Annotated in this window: 12 protein-coding genes; 5 read left to right on the top strand and 7 right to left on the bottom strand. The window is 54.0% G+C overall.

Annotated elements, in window-relative coordinates:
- Positions 1-305 precede the first annotated feature (305 nt).
- The gene (locus tag Poly59_RS30190) at positions 306-4,121 is read right to left on the bottom strand and encodes a DUF5060 domain-containing protein (RefSeq protein ID WP_246151728.1); all 3,816 of its coding nucleotides are present in this window, start codon (positions 4,119-4,121) and stop codon (positions 306-308) included.
- A 213-nt stretch (positions 4,122-4,334) separates the two neighbouring features.
- On the opposite strand from Poly59_RS30190, the gene Poly59_RS14925 reads away from it, so the two are divergent.
- Both Poly59_RS14925 and Poly59_RS14920 read left to right on the top strand, forming a co-directional pair.
- Complete coding sequence (locus Poly59_RS14925; RefSeq protein ID WP_146534901.1) at positions 4,335-4,877, top strand: sigma-70 family RNA polymerase sigma factor; 543 nt, start codon at positions 4,335-4,337, stop codon at positions 4,875-4,877.
- Entirely contained in the window at positions 4,877-6,136 is a 1,260-nt protein-coding gene (locus Poly59_RS14920; protein ID WP_146535310.1) for a FecR family protein, read from the top strand. Before Poly59_RS14925 ends, Poly59_RS14920 begins: the two co-directional genes overlap by 1 nt.
- A 72-nt stretch (positions 6,137-6,208) precedes the next feature.
- Here the strand turns inward: Poly59_RS14920 and Poly59_RS14915 are convergent, their stop codons facing one another.
- The 3 genes from Poly59_RS14915 to Poly59_RS14905 form a co-directional block, all read right to left on the bottom strand.
- A complete protein-coding gene (locus tag Poly59_RS14915; RefSeq protein WP_146534900.1) occupies positions 6,209-8,356 on the bottom strand; it encodes a HEAT repeat domain-containing protein in 2,148 nt (715 codons plus the stop codon).
- 72 nt (positions 8,357-8,428) lie between these two features.
- A complete protein-coding gene (locus tag Poly59_RS14910) occupies positions 8,429-9,727 on the bottom strand; it encodes a Gfo/Idh/MocA family oxidoreductase (protein WP_146534899.1) in 1,299 nt (432 codons plus the stop codon).
- Between the two features lie 232 nt (positions 9,728-9,959).
- Positions 9,960-10,346 (bottom strand): group II truncated hemoglobin, encoded by a 387-nt coding sequence (locus Poly59_RS14905; RefSeq protein WP_146534898.1) that lies wholly within the window; start codon positions 10,344-10,346, stop codon positions 9,960-9,962.
- A 280-nt stretch (positions 10,347-10,626) separates the two neighbouring features.
- On the opposite strand from Poly59_RS14905, the gene Poly59_RS14900 reads away from it, so the two are divergent.
- A complete protein-coding gene (locus Poly59_RS14900; RefSeq protein ID WP_222436111.1) occupies positions 10,627-11,235 on the top strand; it encodes a GyrI-like domain-containing protein in 609 nt (202 codons plus the stop codon).
- A 54-nt stretch (positions 11,236-11,289) separates the two neighbouring features.
- A complete protein-coding gene (locus Poly59_RS14895; RefSeq protein ID WP_146534896.1) occupies positions 11,290-11,643 on the top strand; it encodes a VOC family protein in 354 nt (117 codons plus the stop codon).
- A gap of 482 nt (positions 11,644-12,125) precedes the next feature.
- Here Poly59_RS14895 and Poly59_RS14890 read toward each other — a convergent pair whose 3' ends face one another.
- Together Poly59_RS14890 and Poly59_RS14885 are read right to left on the bottom strand one after the other, a co-directional pair.
- Complete coding sequence (locus Poly59_RS14890) at positions 12,126-12,599, bottom strand: hypothetical protein (protein ID WP_186776275.1); 474 nt, start codon at positions 12,597-12,599, stop codon at positions 12,126-12,128.
- A gap of 582 nt (positions 12,600-13,181) precedes the next feature.
- On the bottom strand, positions 13,182-13,568 hold the full coding sequence (locus tag Poly59_RS14885; protein ID WP_146534894.1) for a hypothetical protein: 387 nt from the start codon (positions 13,566-13,568) through the stop codon (positions 13,182-13,184).
- Between the two features lie 431 nt (positions 13,569-13,999).
- Here Poly59_RS14885 and Poly59_RS14880 point away from each other — a divergent pair, with 431 nt between their 5' ends.
- Positions 14,000-14,374 (top strand): hypothetical protein, encoded by a 375-nt coding sequence (locus Poly59_RS14880; protein WP_186776274.1) that lies wholly within the window; start codon positions 14,000-14,002, stop codon positions 14,372-14,374.
- A gap of 1,065 nt (positions 14,375-15,439) precedes the next feature.
- Here the strand turns inward: Poly59_RS14880 and Poly59_RS14875 are convergent.
- Positions 15,440-16,147 (bottom strand): hypothetical protein, encoded by a 708-nt coding sequence (locus Poly59_RS14875; RefSeq protein ID WP_246151662.1) that lies wholly within the window; start codon positions 16,145-16,147, stop codon positions 15,440-15,442.
- Between the last annotated feature and the right edge of the window lie 454 nt (positions 16,148-16,601).

Genomic DNA, 16,601 nt, shown 5'->3' with positions numbered 1-16,601 from the left:
CTTTTCCAGGTTCTTTGCCAGGGTTACGAGGCACGATAATGGTCGCAACAACCACTCATTTTGCCTTCAACTTTAGACGGAAGTGCCCCGTCATTCTTGGCCAGCCCACGTAGGCCGGGAAACCGCATCCAATCAGGCCTTAGGGGCTGGATAGCCGTCGATAACTCGCGGCCAACTGGCGTGCCAACCACGTTCGGGGGGAGATTACACCAGAAACGACAGCACTAAACTCGTTCGTTTTTTCACCGCCTGCCTCGATCATCCGATTCGAGACAGGCTCTCCGTTGATGAGAGTGCGCAAAAATCTAATTGCGTTTCGGGCTCGTCGCTGGACCGAGTTCAAGACTCTTGCTCGTCATCGCGTCCTTTTCCTTGGTCAACAGAAAACGGTCCAACTCGAACCCGTCTTCTCGCATCGAAAACATGACGGTGTGAAGACCGGGTTTGTCGATGTCCAGCCAGATTTGACCAAGCACGCCGGTGTGGACTTTTTCGGTTCTCTGACGTGAATCCCATTGCCACTGACCGTGATGTCCAGTGAACTGAATTCGGGCTCCCGACTCGGGCCATTCCCCATCGAGTCCGACATGCAATCCGTTGTCTTCCGATCCGGTGCAACACATTCGCACCCAAACGTAGTAACGACCAGGTTCTGCAAATTCGATCGGATAGTACAGCACGCTGCACTGGCCACCCTGCCCCGCAAAGCTGACGCCGTTGACCAAGGGATCGCTATGTGTCACTCGCGTGTCGGGCAAAAGTTCAAGGTAAGCTCCACCGCCCGCTCCTTTGCTGTGGTTGCCATCCGGATCGGGCTTGATGCTGGGCGTTATATCCGCAGTCGTTAGCATCCACTGGCGATGCTCTTGATGATCGACCGCGTCATAGTCTTCCGCTTCGACGACCACGGAACTGCCCGATTGAACATGTACCTTCGACGCGTTCCCTGGATCGTACGTCGTTTCGAACACAACTGCCGGTGCTGGTTCTTTTGCCGCCTGGGGCGAGTGAGACGTCGTTTGATTTGGCTTGACGATCGCGACCGACTGCCAACGTCCACGTGAGTACGCAAAACCATCACCTTCGGGAATCGAGCTATTGGAGTCGGAATTGAACTCGACCCGGATCGTGTCACCCGCTTTCAACTTCACACCGCTGAATCGATGCTTGATTGGTTCGTAGTCGCGTTTAGCTTCTGGGTTTTGCACCGCGCCGATCTGCTTGCCGGAAACGAGCAACCGATACGACGATTCACCATCCGTTTCAGTCAGCGTGGTCAGAACCAGATCGTAGATTCCAGCCGAGCCGTTGTATTTCGATTCCGCTGCCGCGAACTTGTCGCGATACTTCGCCGCGTTGATCGCCAGAGCTCGTCGTGCTTGGTCTTTGTATCCCAGCACAAACTGATCGGCAGGCGCAAGCTCGAAGTCAGTCAACGCGGAAAGCACGGTCGCATCGCCAGCATCAGCACCGTCACCCGATTTCGCCGAATTCCGACCGAACGATTCATAGCGTCCATCCGGGTCTTCGAAAGTGATCAATAGCTTGGGGCCGTTCTTGCTTTTACCGGAACCAAACCAAATGTCGTCACTTCCTTCGTCAAGCTTGACCACCAACGTGTAAACGCCGTCACCAGTCAACATCGATTTCAAAGGAATCGTTACCGAATCGCCTTCACCCACGTTTACCGTTTGCTCGCCAAGTAGTTCATCTTGCTTGGGAAAGGACGACTGATCAAGCGACTTGCTAATCCAGTCTGAATGCAACGCGCGAAACACTTTCAGTTTTCCGCTGCCCGAGTCACCGCCTTCGGTCAACCGAAGTTGGACGTCAATCAAATTCGCCGGAAGCCCATCAATGTTGAACTTGATAAACGCGGATCTCCGCTTGCCTTCAACCTTCAAATGTTGATTGCTGAAAACGTTTGCGTCTTCCACGTAGGCGTCGTCTATCGGACTGATCGCCCGCGTCACTTTGGCTTGAAACGGATCGACGGTGATCGTGACGGTCGACGCTGACTCGCCTGCCCCGTCACTTGCCGTCAACTTCAACACATACGTCCCAACTTTTCCAAGCTTTACCGTGGTGGTTGCCGAACTTGCATCCGCAAACGTGACAGTTCCTGGACCGCTTGTCTTGGTCCACAGTGAATCCAAACTCGCAGCATTCGTTTTGTCATCGCTGACTTCGCCGCTCAATTTGACGGCTACCGAATCGCTCGATTGCGGCATCATGATTGACAAATTCGCTCCCGCACTGACCGCAGGCGGATAGTCGCGCGCGGAATCACCGGGACGCAAAATCGCTAACCAGTCCTGGCCGTCGTTCCCCGGCGGATCACCGATCGAAACCATGCCACCACCGCGGACGGCTTGGGCTGACCCAAACTGCAAAGGTCCACCCGTGCGAGGATTAAACCACTGAATTTGGAACACGCCTTCCGTGCCGGCGAGGTTCAGTTTTATCTGCTTCCCTCGTTTGCTGTAAACCAAATACAGCTTGCCCGAATCAGCCAAACCATACGCTTCCTGGTTCGCGACCAAATCATCGGCATTGGTCATATTCCAGAACGGAATTTTATGCGTAGTAAAGAACTCAAGTGCGATGCGGCAAGGTTTCCACATCGTCCCGCGCACTCGGTAGTCTTGGCACGTCAAGTCGCTGTGCGCGTGCTTGTAACCAAAGTACCATTCGACACCCGCACCGCCGGCCATGATGTTGCCCCATAGCGCATTCTTGCGGGCGTTATCGCGGGTTGGATCTTCGTCGTCGGGAACCAACGAATGCGAAGCATCGCCGGGTTCGTCACAGGCAACCACCCAAGGCTTACCCGACTTGGCTGATCGATTGATGTAATCGAGAGTCGCGTTGTGGACACGGCTGAAGTCCGCCTTATTGGTCTGCAATGAAAAACCAGTCAACTTGGAAGCCTCACCGAGCATCTCGTAGTGGTTGTCACCGTTATGGATGACAATCGGGTGCTGGTACGGATCGTGAGTCCAGAAGTACTCGGCCCAGTCTATTTTGTCTTGAGTCGTTGGGTCGCTATTCAAACCAACTTCTTCGCCAAGGTTCCAGTTCATCGCCAAGTGGTGCGAAAAACGTGCGATCAATTCGCGGTAGTACAACTTTCGTTCTGGCCCCATGTGCCCGCCGTCCAACAAGTGAACGTTCTCGCACTCTTGAGTCTTGAAGTGCAAGTGCATGCCCAGGTTTGTCCCGTGGGCGAAAACGGTTTCCCACTGGTCCATCCGCGAACAATCCATCCGTTCACGCTCGTCGTAATCCGTGTACGGAAACGCGTTGCAATCATCGCCATTAATATTCAGCGTCAAAAATGAAAACGCATTGAGTCCCTCGGAGGCCAAGTAGTTGATGGCACCGATCAGCCCTTTGCCTTTTCCGTCTTGCCAAGTCGGGTCGCCAGCCTTCCAGTCTTGAACATGGGGAGCCCAGTTCTTGATCAGGTTGTCTTTCTTGCCGTCGGTCTTGAAGTCGCCGTCGAAGTCTTCGTAGGCAAGCAGATTCTCGGGTGCATCGACGCCCGCCTTCAAAAAGAACTCGCCAGTGCCGGCAAACTGCAAATGGTGTTTTCCAACGTAGTTCAAGCGTCCCTTGCTGCGAAAGTCTGGCGATAATTTGTCGGTCTTGGCAACTTGAAATGAGCCCTGCAAACCGTCAACCTTCTCGACAGGCGTCCCTTCGTCTTCAGCGTCCGAGATCGCGACACTTGGCCCCTGACGAAACGAGACCGAGTACGTCCATTCGCCTTCGTGATCGGGCGCTAGATGGGCACGCCATTTGTTGCCCGAGGTCGCCGATGAATTGGCCGCGTCACCATCGGCTGCATAGTAGCCCGGAACCGAATACGTCAGTCCCGTTGCCGGATGGCGAAACGTGACTTGCAATCGGTAGTCGAGAAACGGATTGGGTTCGCCATCTTCGGAAGCCTGCGGCCCATCCAACGTCAGCGTCACTTTGTGCCACTGTTGAAGTTCACCCGACACCGACACGCCGGTCTGATCCGCACCTACCGGATCAATTGGCGCCGCGCTAGCGACTAGCCCCGGCAAACTAAGGTGCAGCAATGCACCCAGACAATATGCTGACAATCCAATCATTCGACTCACGGTTTCCGCCTTTCATGATGTGTTTTCAGTCCAAAGCGAACCGAAACGTTCCGCTTTACCGAAACATTGACTCGAAGGTGAGAATCGTGCACATAAAAATTGGCGACTCCGAAAATTGCAAATTGGTTGTGCACGGTCGGCGACTTCGCTGCAATGACAATCGGGACGATAGTCTAGTCTCACACTCCTTTCTTGACGGAATCCATGGACGATCGATCAATTGCCGCGTTTTTGACCATCAGCGAGAATCGTTCTCGTATTTTGGCGGTGCTGGTATCGATGGTCGGCGACTTCGAGGTCGCAGAGGATCTGTTCCAAGAGACGGTCATCGAGATCCTGAAAAGCGAGGAACGATTTGATCCCGCACGAAGTTTTGTCCCTTGGGCGTGCGGCATCGCCAAGAATGTGGTTCTTCAGCATTGGCGCCGACAAGCCAAGATGCCATCAAACGGGCTAACAGACATGCTTAGCGAATTGGCAATGGTCGCGTCGCAGGGCGATGATGACATGTGGCGCCGCGAGCGGATTGAACTGCGACGCTGTATCCAAAAGTTGCCTGATCGGATGCAGAACCTGCTGCTGTTGCGGTACGGCCACAACATCAAGGGGCAAGCGCTTGCCGAGTCTGCGGCGATCCGACAAGGATCCATCCGAACCACCCTGGCCCGCCTGCGTGCTCAGTTGCGAGTCTGCATCGAAGCCAAGGAAAGCCGAATCAACCCGATCGGTCACAAGGGAAACGCATGATGCTAGATCAACGATTTGACGAATTGATGGCTTGCTACTTGGACGGCGAGCTGTCTGAAACGGAACTGGCCGAACTGCACGCCGCAGTAATCGGTTCGGACTCGCTTCGGCAGCGGTTTCAAGAACAGACTCGCGTTAACGTGCTGCTTCGCGAAACGCTTAGCGAAAGAGTCGAACTGCAATCACTTGCCAGAACAACCGAACCGGTGCGGGGCAAGCAATTTGCATGGCGCCGAATCGCGATCGCCGCAACCGCTGCGGCCCTGATTGGGCTACTGTTCGGCGGTGCTCTAATTTTGCGAGGCGTCACGGATGAAGAACCAGCGATGGGTACCTGCATGAGCGTGTCCGGGAGCGGCCAACTGACCGTCAAACGCAACACCGAATCAGATGTCGCAACGTCTGGCTATGCGTTACAAGTCGGCGATCAGGTAACCTGCGACTCCCAAACTCAAGCGATGTTGCGACTAACCGATGGCTCGATCCTTTCGATGGAACCGGGGTCACAATTGCGACTGGCTGCCACCGCGCCGCAAGTCGTCCTGCAGCAAGGCGAAGCGTATTTCGAAATCGCACCGCGCCACGATGGAGATCCTCCGTTCGAGGTGCAAACAGGCCACTCTACCATTGCCGTTATGGGGACCGTGTTTTCACTGGTCGCAACGGGGCACACTGAATTAAAGGTCTACGAGGGCAGCGTCACGCTGACCCGAAGCAGTGATCATGCCGCAGTGAATGTCGGCTCGCAACAAATGGCAACAACCGATGACCTGGCCGTTCAAGAACTCTCGTCATCGCCAATCAAGACCGAAACCCTGTTGGCGACCGATGACTTGACGCTCGACCACGGCGAGTTGGAAAGAAACAAGCAGTTTTTGAAGGTGGAGGGAAAGCGACGCACGATCTACTTGCGATTTGAGATCCCTGATATCGCGGGCCTTCGTTCTGCCAAAGTACGACTAACCCAGGACGTTGATTCCGGCAGCGGCACGCTGAAGTTCTTCGTCGGCGACCACAGCGATTGGAACGAGAACGACCTTACCAAAGACGGTGTCCCCCAACCACTTCGGGAAGTGGCACAGCATCGAGGCGTCGTTCGACGCGGCCAAGTCGTCGCGGTCGATGTGACCGCAGCGGTCCAGAAACCGGGACCGCTAACGATCATCATCACACTCGACAAAACGGGTGAAGACGATATCTGGTTCGGATCCCGAGAATCCGACACACCACCTGAACTGGTCCTCACCTTTGAACCGTGAACGACTGAGCCGTGAACGACTGAGCCGCGAACGACGCTCGCTCGCAAAAATTAAAACTGCCCGCCGCGAAACTTAGCGTTTCGGCAACGGGAAAATGATCAGCGCGTTTTCGGCAAACGTCGCCTCGCCGGGCACCCCGTCGATTCGATATTTGACGCTCAGTTGTTTCACACTCCCGGGCGCCGGATCACCACCAAAGCTGGCGTTGTAGTTACCTGATGCCAAGCTAATAAGCGGCAAATCCCCCGCTTGCTTTTGCAACGCACTGGTGACGTCTTTCTGAACCGCTCCAGCACCGTAGGTCGCCTTCACGATCTCCAACTTGATGTTCGCAAATCCAGCTTTCGCCAGCGGCCCCGAAACGTCGGAACCCTTACGGCTAAGCGCTTGAGCAATGACGAGCGTGGCCTGAGTCGCCTGCTCATTGACGGCCGGTTTTTGCATCGCATCGATTGCCAATCGCAGCGCGGCGTGACTCGGATGAAGCTTCAGCACGTCCAACGCTAGCTCTTGTTCAGGCAACCTTTGTGTTGCATCCATCGCGTTTCGGCACATCTCGACACGCTGAGGCTCAGGCATCGCAAACTTTCTTGCCAAACCGATATAACCACGCAGTGCGCGAACTTGATACTTCTCTGCCGGCGCATTTTCCGCCAGATCCAACAACACCGGCGCTGCATCAACACCGTTCCATTTGCCGAGCAACCGGCTAGCCGTGTCCTGCAACTGTGGATCGTCACTCTTTGCCGCCGAAGCGAGAGTCTGCAGCGCCGTCGTGCCACCAACCTCGCTCAGAATTTCTAGCAAGCTTGTCTTAGCCGCCGCTGGCGATTGCTCCACCGCCATAGCAAGCTCAGCCGAACATGCCTCGCGATCCGGCATCCGCACACTGGCCACTTTCAATGCTTGCTGGGCAACCGCAGCATCTTCAGAATACTTTGGCTCGATCATGCGATCGACCAGCACTGGCAAACGCTTCAGCGACACGGTTTCACCGAGTGCGACTAACGCAGCGTGCCGCACTTTTGAATCCGAATCATCCGCAAATTCCAACACTTCAGCAACCGCATCAATGCGCCGCTTGCCAATCAGCTCGATCAGCAACGCAGAACTCTCTCGCGGCGCGCTGGCCAGTTGCGAAACTAGTTGCGAGTCAACTTTGTCGCCCGGAAGCGACGCCAACGTTTCCCGAGCAGCCTGGGCCAGATCCGCATCTGAATCCACCGCAATCTCCAACAACGCCGCTAGGCAAGATTCGTCACCGACTCGTTGGAGCGCGTCGATGGCCGCAACCCGCACTTGCTTGTCGCCATGCTGGGCAGCTTTTGTGATCGCCGCCAAAACAACCGTATTCGGCCGATCGGCCATCGCATGAACGATCAATGCGGCCCGACCGGGGGCCGATTTAACCATTTCGTCAGCCAAAGCCTGGTCAATGCGATCCCCCGGAAACTCACGCGCCGTCCCAAGCGCCAACTGGAACATGGCTTTTTCGGGTGAACGGAATTGCTCGATCAACAACGGAATGCCGTCTTGGCCGCGAGCCAATATCGCGCCGCGAGTCGCCTCCAAAACACGTTGCCCGGGGACGTCGGCCTTACGGACTTCATCATAGGTCGCGATCGCTTCTTCAGCGTTGCCATCGGCAAGAAATCGCTCGGCACACAAAACACAGCCTTCGGCAATCGCCGATCGAACATCCGCAGGCGCCGCAGCCAAAGCTTGCCGAAGCGATTTGCCGGCTGCCGCGTCGCCAATGAGTCCCAACGCGACGGCGGCCGCCGACGCGACTTCTGTATCACTGTCCTGCAACAGAGCCGCCAACTTTTCAACCGCATTGGCGTCACGTCGAACACCGATCGAATTGATCGTGCCAACCAACAGCAAGCCGTCCAGTTCATCAGTTGCGGCGAGCAGCGCTTGGTCAGCCGCTGGCCCCGGAATCACTTCCAGCGCGATCCGCGCCCAAGAAGCCAACTGAGGATCGGGCAACAGTTTTGCAAGCTCGGCAACGGAAGCACTGCTTCCGTAGATTGCCAAATTCTTGCACGTGATGGCTTTTTCGGCCCCCGCAGATTCAGAGCGAAGAACGGCCAACAACGCCTGTTCTTTCGGACTTGCAGACGCCTGCGTTTCATCGGAAAACGCACGCTTATCCGCACCAAATGCAACCGCCACCATCAGCGTGAGCAACAGAGAAAAAAATCGAAGGGTATTCATGAGATAGTTCCAGACAAATCAGAGCGATAGAAAAACAGACGACAGGACCGTGGCAGGACGTTTGAACTGTCCCTACACTCGCCACGGTTCTCGCAGTGCCTCCGATCGCAAACGATTCGCTGGCTCGTCATCAATGAACATATTGGTCGCGTTGTCATAATTCACTTGGCGTCCCAATTGCAACGCGATGTTTGCCGCGTGACAAGCGATGTGAGCGTTGCAAGCCGCGTCGGCGTTCCCCTTGGGCTGGCTGCGAGTTTTCACGCAGTCCAGGAAATCGCGTACGTGATAGGTTGCTGGATAGCCTCCAATTTCGGCCACTTCTCGACCAGCAAGCAACTCCGGCGAACTCAGCACCATCTTCCCGCTATCGCCGGCCTCGACCCAACCGTTCTCACCCTCAAAACGCACAGGGCACGAACCGAGCGGGATCCAGCCTTTCTCGCGGAAAATCAACTCGGTTCCATTTTCGTATCGAGCCACTAACTCGCCATCCTTCGGCGCGTCGTACTGAACGGGCGGAGGACAATCACCGACCGCCCATTGGCACAGGTCAACGCAGTGCGATCCCCACTCCAAGACACCGCCGCCGTTAAACGCACCAACAAAGCCACCGCCCTTTTCAAAGTTGAAACCGTCAAGCAATTTTGCGTTGTACGGTCGCCACGCAGCAGGACCGAGGTACATGTTCCAGTCGACCACTTCTTTGTCTGGCTCGGTCTCAGGAACCAACCATCCACTCATCAGCGCCTGCATGCCGGCCGGGTGTGCGTAGACCTTTTTAAGTTTGCCAAGCCTTCCGGATCGTGCGAGTTCGCAGGCGAATGCAAAGTGCGGCAAATTGCGTCGCTGGGTCCCGGCTTGAAACACACGTCCCGTCCGGCGCATCGTTTCGGCCAGAATTAAACTTTGGGCGATGTTCTTCGTAACAGGTTTCTCGCAGTACATATCTTTGCCGGCACGAGCCGCATTCATCGCGGCCGTCGCGTGCCAGTTCGGGCCTGTAGCAATCAACACCGCATCAATGTCGCTGCGATCAAGCAGTTCGCGAAAGTCGATGTACGTGGCGCAGTTCTGGTTGCCGTACTTCTCGTCGGCCATCTTCTTCACAGCGGTGCGTTGCTTTTCTTTCACATCACAAATCGCGATGAACTGAACGTCCTTCTGTTCCAAGAAACAACCCAAGTCGTATGTTCCGCGACGGCCGATACCAATGCCGCCAACCACAATCCGCTCACTCGGCGCGGTCGCACCATCGAGCCCAAGTGCCGAGCTAGGGATGATTGTCGGCGCCAACAACGCCGCACTTCCCGTCGCGGCAGATGTCTTCAGGAACTGGCGTCGAGGCACTCGAGTATTCGTTTTCAACATGACTGCTCATCTGATCGAGTAAATCCAATGCATACGTGCCAACACACACGACGCAGGGGACGTGAATCCCTATACCCTCAGATCATAGCGTCACGGAAATCGCAATTCCACGTTTGCCGTGACCTTTTCAATGCTGCGACGAAAACCGAATGCGTCCACCAAAGCAAATTCGCGGCTCCGAAGCTTGAAAAGCGACAAAGAACGACGAAAAAAGTCACAATCGCAGTTCCGACTAACCTTGCTTGTTCCGCATATGGTCAGCCGTTCGAAAAAAGGCGTTTTTCAATTGCAAGACAAGCTGTTTGTCAACGACCAACTCGTCAACTGCTTGATTCATGCACAACAACCACTGATCTCGTTCGTTTTCACCAATCGCAAAAGGCAAATGGCGAGCTCGTAACATCGGATGCCCGAACTCTTGGATATACAGTGATGGACCGCCGAACAATCCCGATAGAAACTTGAACAACTTGGCTCGCGAATCGGTCAAATCATCCGCATGCATCGCCCGAATCGGTTCCGCGGCGGGCAATTCTGACATCAGATCGTAAAAGCGATCGACCAACTGACGAAGGCCCGTCTCGCCGCCTAGTCTGTCGTAAGTGGTAATGCTGTCCATTCTGGTGTCCCCCAAAAGTACTGTCAGGCAAACGACTTCGCGCAAAGCAGATTCGCGCTGCCACGTTCAATACCGAAGCCACCGAAACTGACAAACCACAGGCAATAACCAATTGCCGTTGAAAGCAGAATCCAACAACAAAGATACCTCGCCGCATCGTTGCGAACAGACGGCTGCACCAGCGTTATCTTCCCGCTATGCGATGCGACGCCGACGCATGAGAACATCTGTTAAATTTTTACCAGAATTCCAAATTATCAGCACGCGAGAGGCAGTCTCAGTGAAAGTCGATTTCAAAAAATCAATTGCCAGCTACAAAGCGAAGTCAGGGCAGTTCTCGGTGATTGAAGTACCCACCATGAACTTCATTGCGATCAATGGCGACAAGGGGCCAGCGTCCAAAGAATTTACCGCGGCAATCGAGACGCTTTATCCCGTTGCCTACCATCTGAAATTCATGTCGAAACGATCGCTTGAAAAGGATTACGTCGTCCCACCGCTCGAAGCAATCTGGTGGGCGAGAGACATGGACGCGTTCACAACAAAATTTGACCAATCGCAATGGGAATGGACCGCGATGATCATGGTCCCCGATTGGATCACCGATGCAATGGTCCAGTCGAGCCTATCGGACGTCACCGCCAAAAAAGCACCGCCCAGTATCGACAAGCTTCGGCTTACGCAAATTGACGAGGGTATCTGCGTACAAACGATGCATATCGGCTCGTACAGCGACGAAGGCCCTGTGTTGAAGGAAATGCACGAGAAGTTTATCCCCAACAATGGACTTCAAATGCGAGGCAAGCATCACGAAATCTACTTCAACGACTTCCGCAAAGTTGCCCCCGAAAAACTGCGCACGATGCTCAGACAACCCGTCACGACCTAGCCAGCCCCACCCAAGCAACTTATCAATTTGAACTCTCAATCAGACTTCAAAGCAATGAATAAACACGAAAAGATCAACTACATCGAATTTCCATCTCGCAACCTCGCGGTCACAAAGACGTTCTTTGCAAAGTGTTTCGGATGGACGTTCACCGACTACGGACAGGAATACACTGCCTTCGAAGGATCGGGACTCGACGGTGGATTCTTCAAGGCTGATTTGGCCGCCTCGCCCGACGACGGTTCGGCGCTGATTGTGCAGCACAGCGAAGACATCGAACAGACATTTGACAAAGTCCAACTCAACGGCGGAACAATCTGCAAACCAATGTTCACATTCCCTGGTGGCCGACGCTTTCACTTCACCGAGCCTACCGGCAACGAACTGGCTGCCTGGACCGACAAATAGCCGAAACGACGTCCATGCACTAAACCATCGAAAAAACGTTTCGAAGGCTGTAAGGACTTCTAAAATTCGTAAGCCGCAACGCGTGAGCGTTCAGTTCTTCTTGAGACACCCGAAGCCCTATTTGGCATGCGATCTTGAGTGTGCATAAAAAAACCCTTCTTTGACCGAAGTCAAAGAAGGGTTTAAAAATCTGGCAATATCTACTTTCGCACTGGTAGGCACTATCATCGACTCACAAAGCTTGACTGCTGTGTTCGGAATGGGAACAGGTATAACTCGCGTGGTATTCCGGCGACCTGAGACGCGATCCACACGCCCCACGATCCCGCCGCGATGGCCAGAAGGATCGCAGTGCAAATGAGGGTGCGACGTATCACATGTCAACTCATTGAGGGAACGTCTACGATCAGCCGGCGGCGACGGAAGATCATCCACTTCAAAACGCCCGATTTCGCCGCTCGGTTGCATCGTTTGGTTCGCCGCTACTTGTACACGGCCCAGAGGTAGTTGTGTGATTTGTCAGGATCGTGCCAAACGGTCGTCACGCCACCGCGGGCAGAACGTACGATGATGAATTTTAGCATGTGTTCGGTGAAGCCGTTTGGTGATCCGATCCGAAGCGAAAATGTGTCGCGTTCGTCAGCAATCAGCGTTGGCTTCAGGTATTCGTTGGCGTCGGCAAGCCAAAGTGGTGAAGGTGGGTTGGAGTTCAGCTCAGGTTTCAGCTTCCGCAGGCTCGCGACCCACGACTCAACATCGCTTGTATCAGCAGTGAATGTCGCGCTGTGCTGTCCGGAGCCATAGGTTACCGAAATTTGCGTCGCATTCGACGGAACCTCAACGATTGAGTTGGCGGGAATGCTGGATGCCGTATCGAAGGATTCGGCGCTCGCTCCACACCCAACGACAAGCAGAAGCAGGCATCCAATCAAAGCGAAAACAATGTGATGACGCACGATCATGTGTTCAGTCGGCGAACGACCGGCATCACCGGGCGGGGAGAGTAAAGTTGTCCATTTTAAATTCGGCCGCAAGCCCCGCTCCGTGTGCATGCCATGGTTATCCATATCGCTCAGTCCAGAATCGTTCAGTGCGGTACCAGTACGAAGGATCGCGTGGTTTAATTTCGGTAGATAGTATTATACCGGTCCAGATAGGCAAACGATGGCCTTCGCAAAGGTCAAAACGGAGCCCGGCGGACAACGCATCGTGGGGACCACGATGGGCGGCAAGCTGAAAAACGATTCTGTAGTCCCAATCTTTCGTGGCAGGAGCTAACGAACGTGTGACGATATCCCAGGTGGCGTTGCTTCCGTCAAGTTCTGGACTTGCGCAAGCAAACATCTGTGGGTTGTATCGGAGCCATGGTGGACGGAAGGGCCGATCGCCGACGTGTCGGATCAACGCTGTCGCCGTGGTCGATACGTGGCCGGGTCGGTGCTGCATCTCTATTGGATAACGACCGGGTTCACCGGGCCGCGGCAAACCGGTTTGATCTCAAAAGCCGCGCGACCCGCGGCTCCGTGTGCAACCCTTTGTTATGCACCAGATTCGAGTTTCGGTTTGAATCCAGCGGGAGTGGTCAACACCGAATATTGTACACGATCGTAGAATTCCAAAAGCCAAAAAGTGGCATCTTCCGTAGTCGCGCCGTAGTTGTAAACACATGAAAACACGCCGTCACCAATTCGGTGAGGACCAAAGGCCCCGTTGTCATTGAAAAACGCAACCCATGTATCAAGATCATCCTTGAACAATCGACCGACCCGAAAGCTGCAGTCTTGAGGCAACACGACCGAACGAAATGAGAAATAGAGACCGCGAACAATCAACGAGAACATTTCCATCGCGCGATCAAAGTCAAATGTCCCGAACACGGCAACATCGTCAGCGCCGGATTCGTCGCGGATTGGTAGTTCGGTCATTGAATCACTCATTGCGATACGACCAAGCAGAGATTTGTCTTGTCGGTGCGACCGGATTGTCTTATCAGCGAAAATTTGTTGGGCGATAGGGCTCTGCGAACCAGCGTAATCAGTTACCAACAGGTCGCGGAGAAAATCGTCGTGACGCGCCTTTTGGCCGTTGCAATCATCGCAGGCGGGAACAGTGATCATGTGTTCCGGCAGTGGTCGAGTAAACAAGCATCGGGGAATAACGTGATCCCGCGAAGACGGTTTAACCTCTCCACAATACGCACATTTCTTGTTGCGGCGACGTCCTTGCTTAGCCATTCAGATTAAATTCTCTGGGTGCATAACGTTCCACATCACCGGGGACGGGCGAACCGCTTGCAAGCAGATGATGAAACGGACCACCCGTCCTCCGGTGCATGTGATGGTTATCCGCCGTATTGATGGGCGATGGAAAGGCCGAAGTACACAAAAAAGGCTCCAAGAAGGATTGGGCCAATAGTAAACACCCACCGCGTCGCGAATGCAAGTCGTTCAGCGTCACCCGTTGTCGTGTCCACGAATACACGGACGTGATCACCAACGGCAAGCATGCCAGTCCCGTATCTGGATACGAACCTATGTGCATGATCGTCTATTTCGTATTCGATTTCGGCCCGAGTGTTTTCCCACTCAGGTTCACTGTGTTCGGCGATGACGATTCCGTCAACCACAACGGAGTTCCGCAAGCGCTTTCGCCAATCGCATTCGTGGAGAATCGCGAACGAAGCGATGCCAAGTCCAATGGCAACAATCAGGAATGCGACGACAAAGATTAGCATTGCGTTCGACTTAGGTCAGTCGGATAACGTTTAAAATCACGAGGCACGGGCAGTTGACATGCAAGCAGACCAAAAACCACACCACCCGTGCTCACGTGCATTTTTTGGTTACCGGATACCGCGTGCTCCATTGCCTACGGTTTGCCCGCTGTGTTGAAAGCATTGTAGCCGACGCTAAGCCGACCGAGCAACAAACCGTTCGTTGGCAACCGGAAATATGCCGGCGGCCAAACTGCGTCCCGTCTCGATACCACAGTCCGAAACAGCGTCTTAGCGATTGCAACATCGGTTGAGTGACCAATGCGGACAGAACCAGTGTCGATCGCCATCGGGCTACCACGCCAACCAAAGCATCCCATCATCGACCATCGGTGTTAGCGAAGCCAGAAATCATGGCGGGGAACTAGTGATCGACACCACGACCATAGCGGCGTTGCCCACCGCAAGCCGATGTGCCAACGGTAGAGTTTGGGAGCGGATGCAATACCGCTATAGGCAAGCCCCGGTAACGTCGGTGGTCACCGAGTCGGAACGATGGACGTTGTGATGGCCGAGCAAAGGCGCAGGTCCGACTTCGGTGCACCACATGGTTCTGGCTGTTTCGATGCGGGTACCGACATGATGGATCCATCGTTTCAGCTAGGATCGAACAATCGATATTATGCGTACTGCGTGCAACGCCAGCAATCCAGCACCCGTAGAAAGGACGGCGGACAAGCCCAACGAAAAGAGTCGTTGTGTCCTGGGTCGATTTGCGAAAGGCCGAATTTTGAATGTAAAAGAATAAAAGTACGCAGAGAAATAAAAGAACATCGCAACGAGGTACACACCAAGAAGAGCCCCGGTCACAGGATCGCCACTGATTTCGGCGGCGTATGCGAGCCCGACGATCGCTGCCGTCCAGCCAAGCCATTTAAACATTTCCGGCGTTGCGGACAGCCAGAACGAATCGCCTAATTTGATCCATTCGGATTCACTGTACGTCGAAGATAGGTTCACAGATTTGGTGCTGTTCATTTCCGCATATATTCGATTGGAATAGGATAAGTGCCTGTGAATGTCCTATCGACCACTGAGCTTCACAACTCGAAATGATTTGATGCGTGAATTCTCAAGTTTGTCGAAGGTCTCCACTTTTGAAATTACGCTAACGCCTGGCGACAACTTTCGTGACTCGTTTGCGTAGTCAACACGAAATCCGTCCTTGTCAAGCCATTCGACTTCAACGTATGCATCTATCATATGATCAGAATTATTGACAACATCAACGCGCCACGACCGGTAGACATAGGCCTTGGTTCGTTTGGTCACTTTGTCTTTGATTCGAGCGAATCCGAGATCGGATCGGTCTGCTGTTTCGCCTTGGATCCGAACGACTCTAAATGAGCTTACGTTGGAGTTTTCCTGCTGATCAAACGTTTCGACTTTCGAAATTACGTTGACGCCGGGTGCCAAGACTCTCGATTCATTTGCGTAGTCAACACGAAATCCATCCGCATCTAGCCATTCCACCTCAATGTATATTTCGACATTGGTGTCCAGCGTGTTCGCAACATCTACTCTCCATCCGCGATAGACGTAGTTCTTCGTTCGTTTTACAACCTTCTGCTCCAACTTCACGACCTCTACGATTGGCTCGGTCGGTTCAACCCGTGCTTCCGCGTCCATCGCGGTTGAATCCGATTGTGACGGATCAAGACTTTGATCCGCGTCGGGATCTTCAGCGGAGACAGCCTCGATAACGACATCACGACAGTCCTTAGATGTCATGCTACTGCTGACAAGCGTGACCGGAGCGAAGGAATTCGACTCGGCATTCGTGCCGCCGGTTAAGCAATACGTACCACACACGCCTATCCCAATAGAACAGGTGCATGCAAAGATAATAAGAACGGTCGGTTTCATCGTGCGTCTTTCGATTCGGGTTGAGTACCCGGAAAATTAGGACGCGAACTTGACGTGTACGATTCGTTGCATGCGAGACGTACTATTCCGTCTCGATTTTGCAGTGCTGCACTGACAAAATTACGGATTGGAGCGATTGAATCGACGCTAGGCCTGGAGCGGAACGAGCTTTGCGTCGAACATTCAATGCCAGAACGTTGGAATTCAGCGAGTACGCGCGGACGACGTTGTGATGGCCAAGTTGCTTTGCTCGCGTACTTCGTTGCAATTCATGGTTCGCCGCCGTCCTGCGGTTTCGGTGTGGGCGCTATGTAGTGGG

This window comes from Rubripirellula reticaptiva (genome assembly GCF_007860175.1).
GTDB classification, from domain to species: domain Bacteria; phylum Planctomycetota; class Planctomycetia; order Pirellulales; family Pirellulaceae; genus Rubripirellula; species Rubripirellula reticaptiva.
Note: the sequence above shows the minus strand (reverse complement) of the source record. Positions and strands in the feature narration are given on the sequence as shown.

Bases quoted from the DNA above. Each gene is read 5' to 3' on its own strand.
- Poly59_RS14880 (WP_186776274.1), top strand. From the start codon at position 14,000: ATGGGCGATGGAAAGGCCGAAGTACACAAAAAAGGCTCCAAGAAGGAT.
- Poly59_RS14875 (WP_246151662.1), bottom strand. From the start codon at position 16,147: ATGACATCTAAGGACTGTCGTGATGTCGTTATCGAGGCTGTCTCCGCT.
- Poly59_RS14895 (WP_146534896.1), top strand. From the start codon at position 11,290: ATGAATAAACACGAAAAGATCAACTACATCGAATTTCCATCTCGCAAC.
- Poly59_RS14910 (WP_146534899.1), bottom strand. From the start codon at position 9,727: ATGTTGAAAACGAATACTCGAGTGCCTCGACGCCAGTTCCTGAAGACA.
- Poly59_RS14920 (WP_146535310.1), top strand. From the start codon at position 4,877: ATGCTAGATCAACGATTTGACGAATTGATGGCTTGCTACTTGGACGGC.
- Poly59_RS14905 (WP_146534898.1), bottom strand. From the start codon at position 10,346: ATGGACAGCATTACCACTTACGACAGACTAGGCGGCGAGACGGGCCTT.
- Poly59_RS14915 (WP_146534900.1), bottom strand. From the start codon at position 8,356: ATGAATACCCTTCGATTTTTTTCTCTGTTGCTCACGCTGATGGTGGCG.
- Poly59_RS30190 (WP_246151728.1), bottom strand. From the start codon at position 4,121: ATGATTGGATTGTCAGCATATTGTCTGGGTGCATTGCTGCACCTTAGT.
- Poly59_RS14885 (WP_146534894.1), bottom strand. From the start codon at position 13,568: ATGACCGAACTACCAATCCGCGACGAATCCGGCGCTGACGATGTTGCC.
- Poly59_RS14925 (WP_146534901.1), top strand. From the start codon at position 4,335: ATGGACGATCGATCAATTGCCGCGTTTTTGACCATCAGCGAGAATCGT.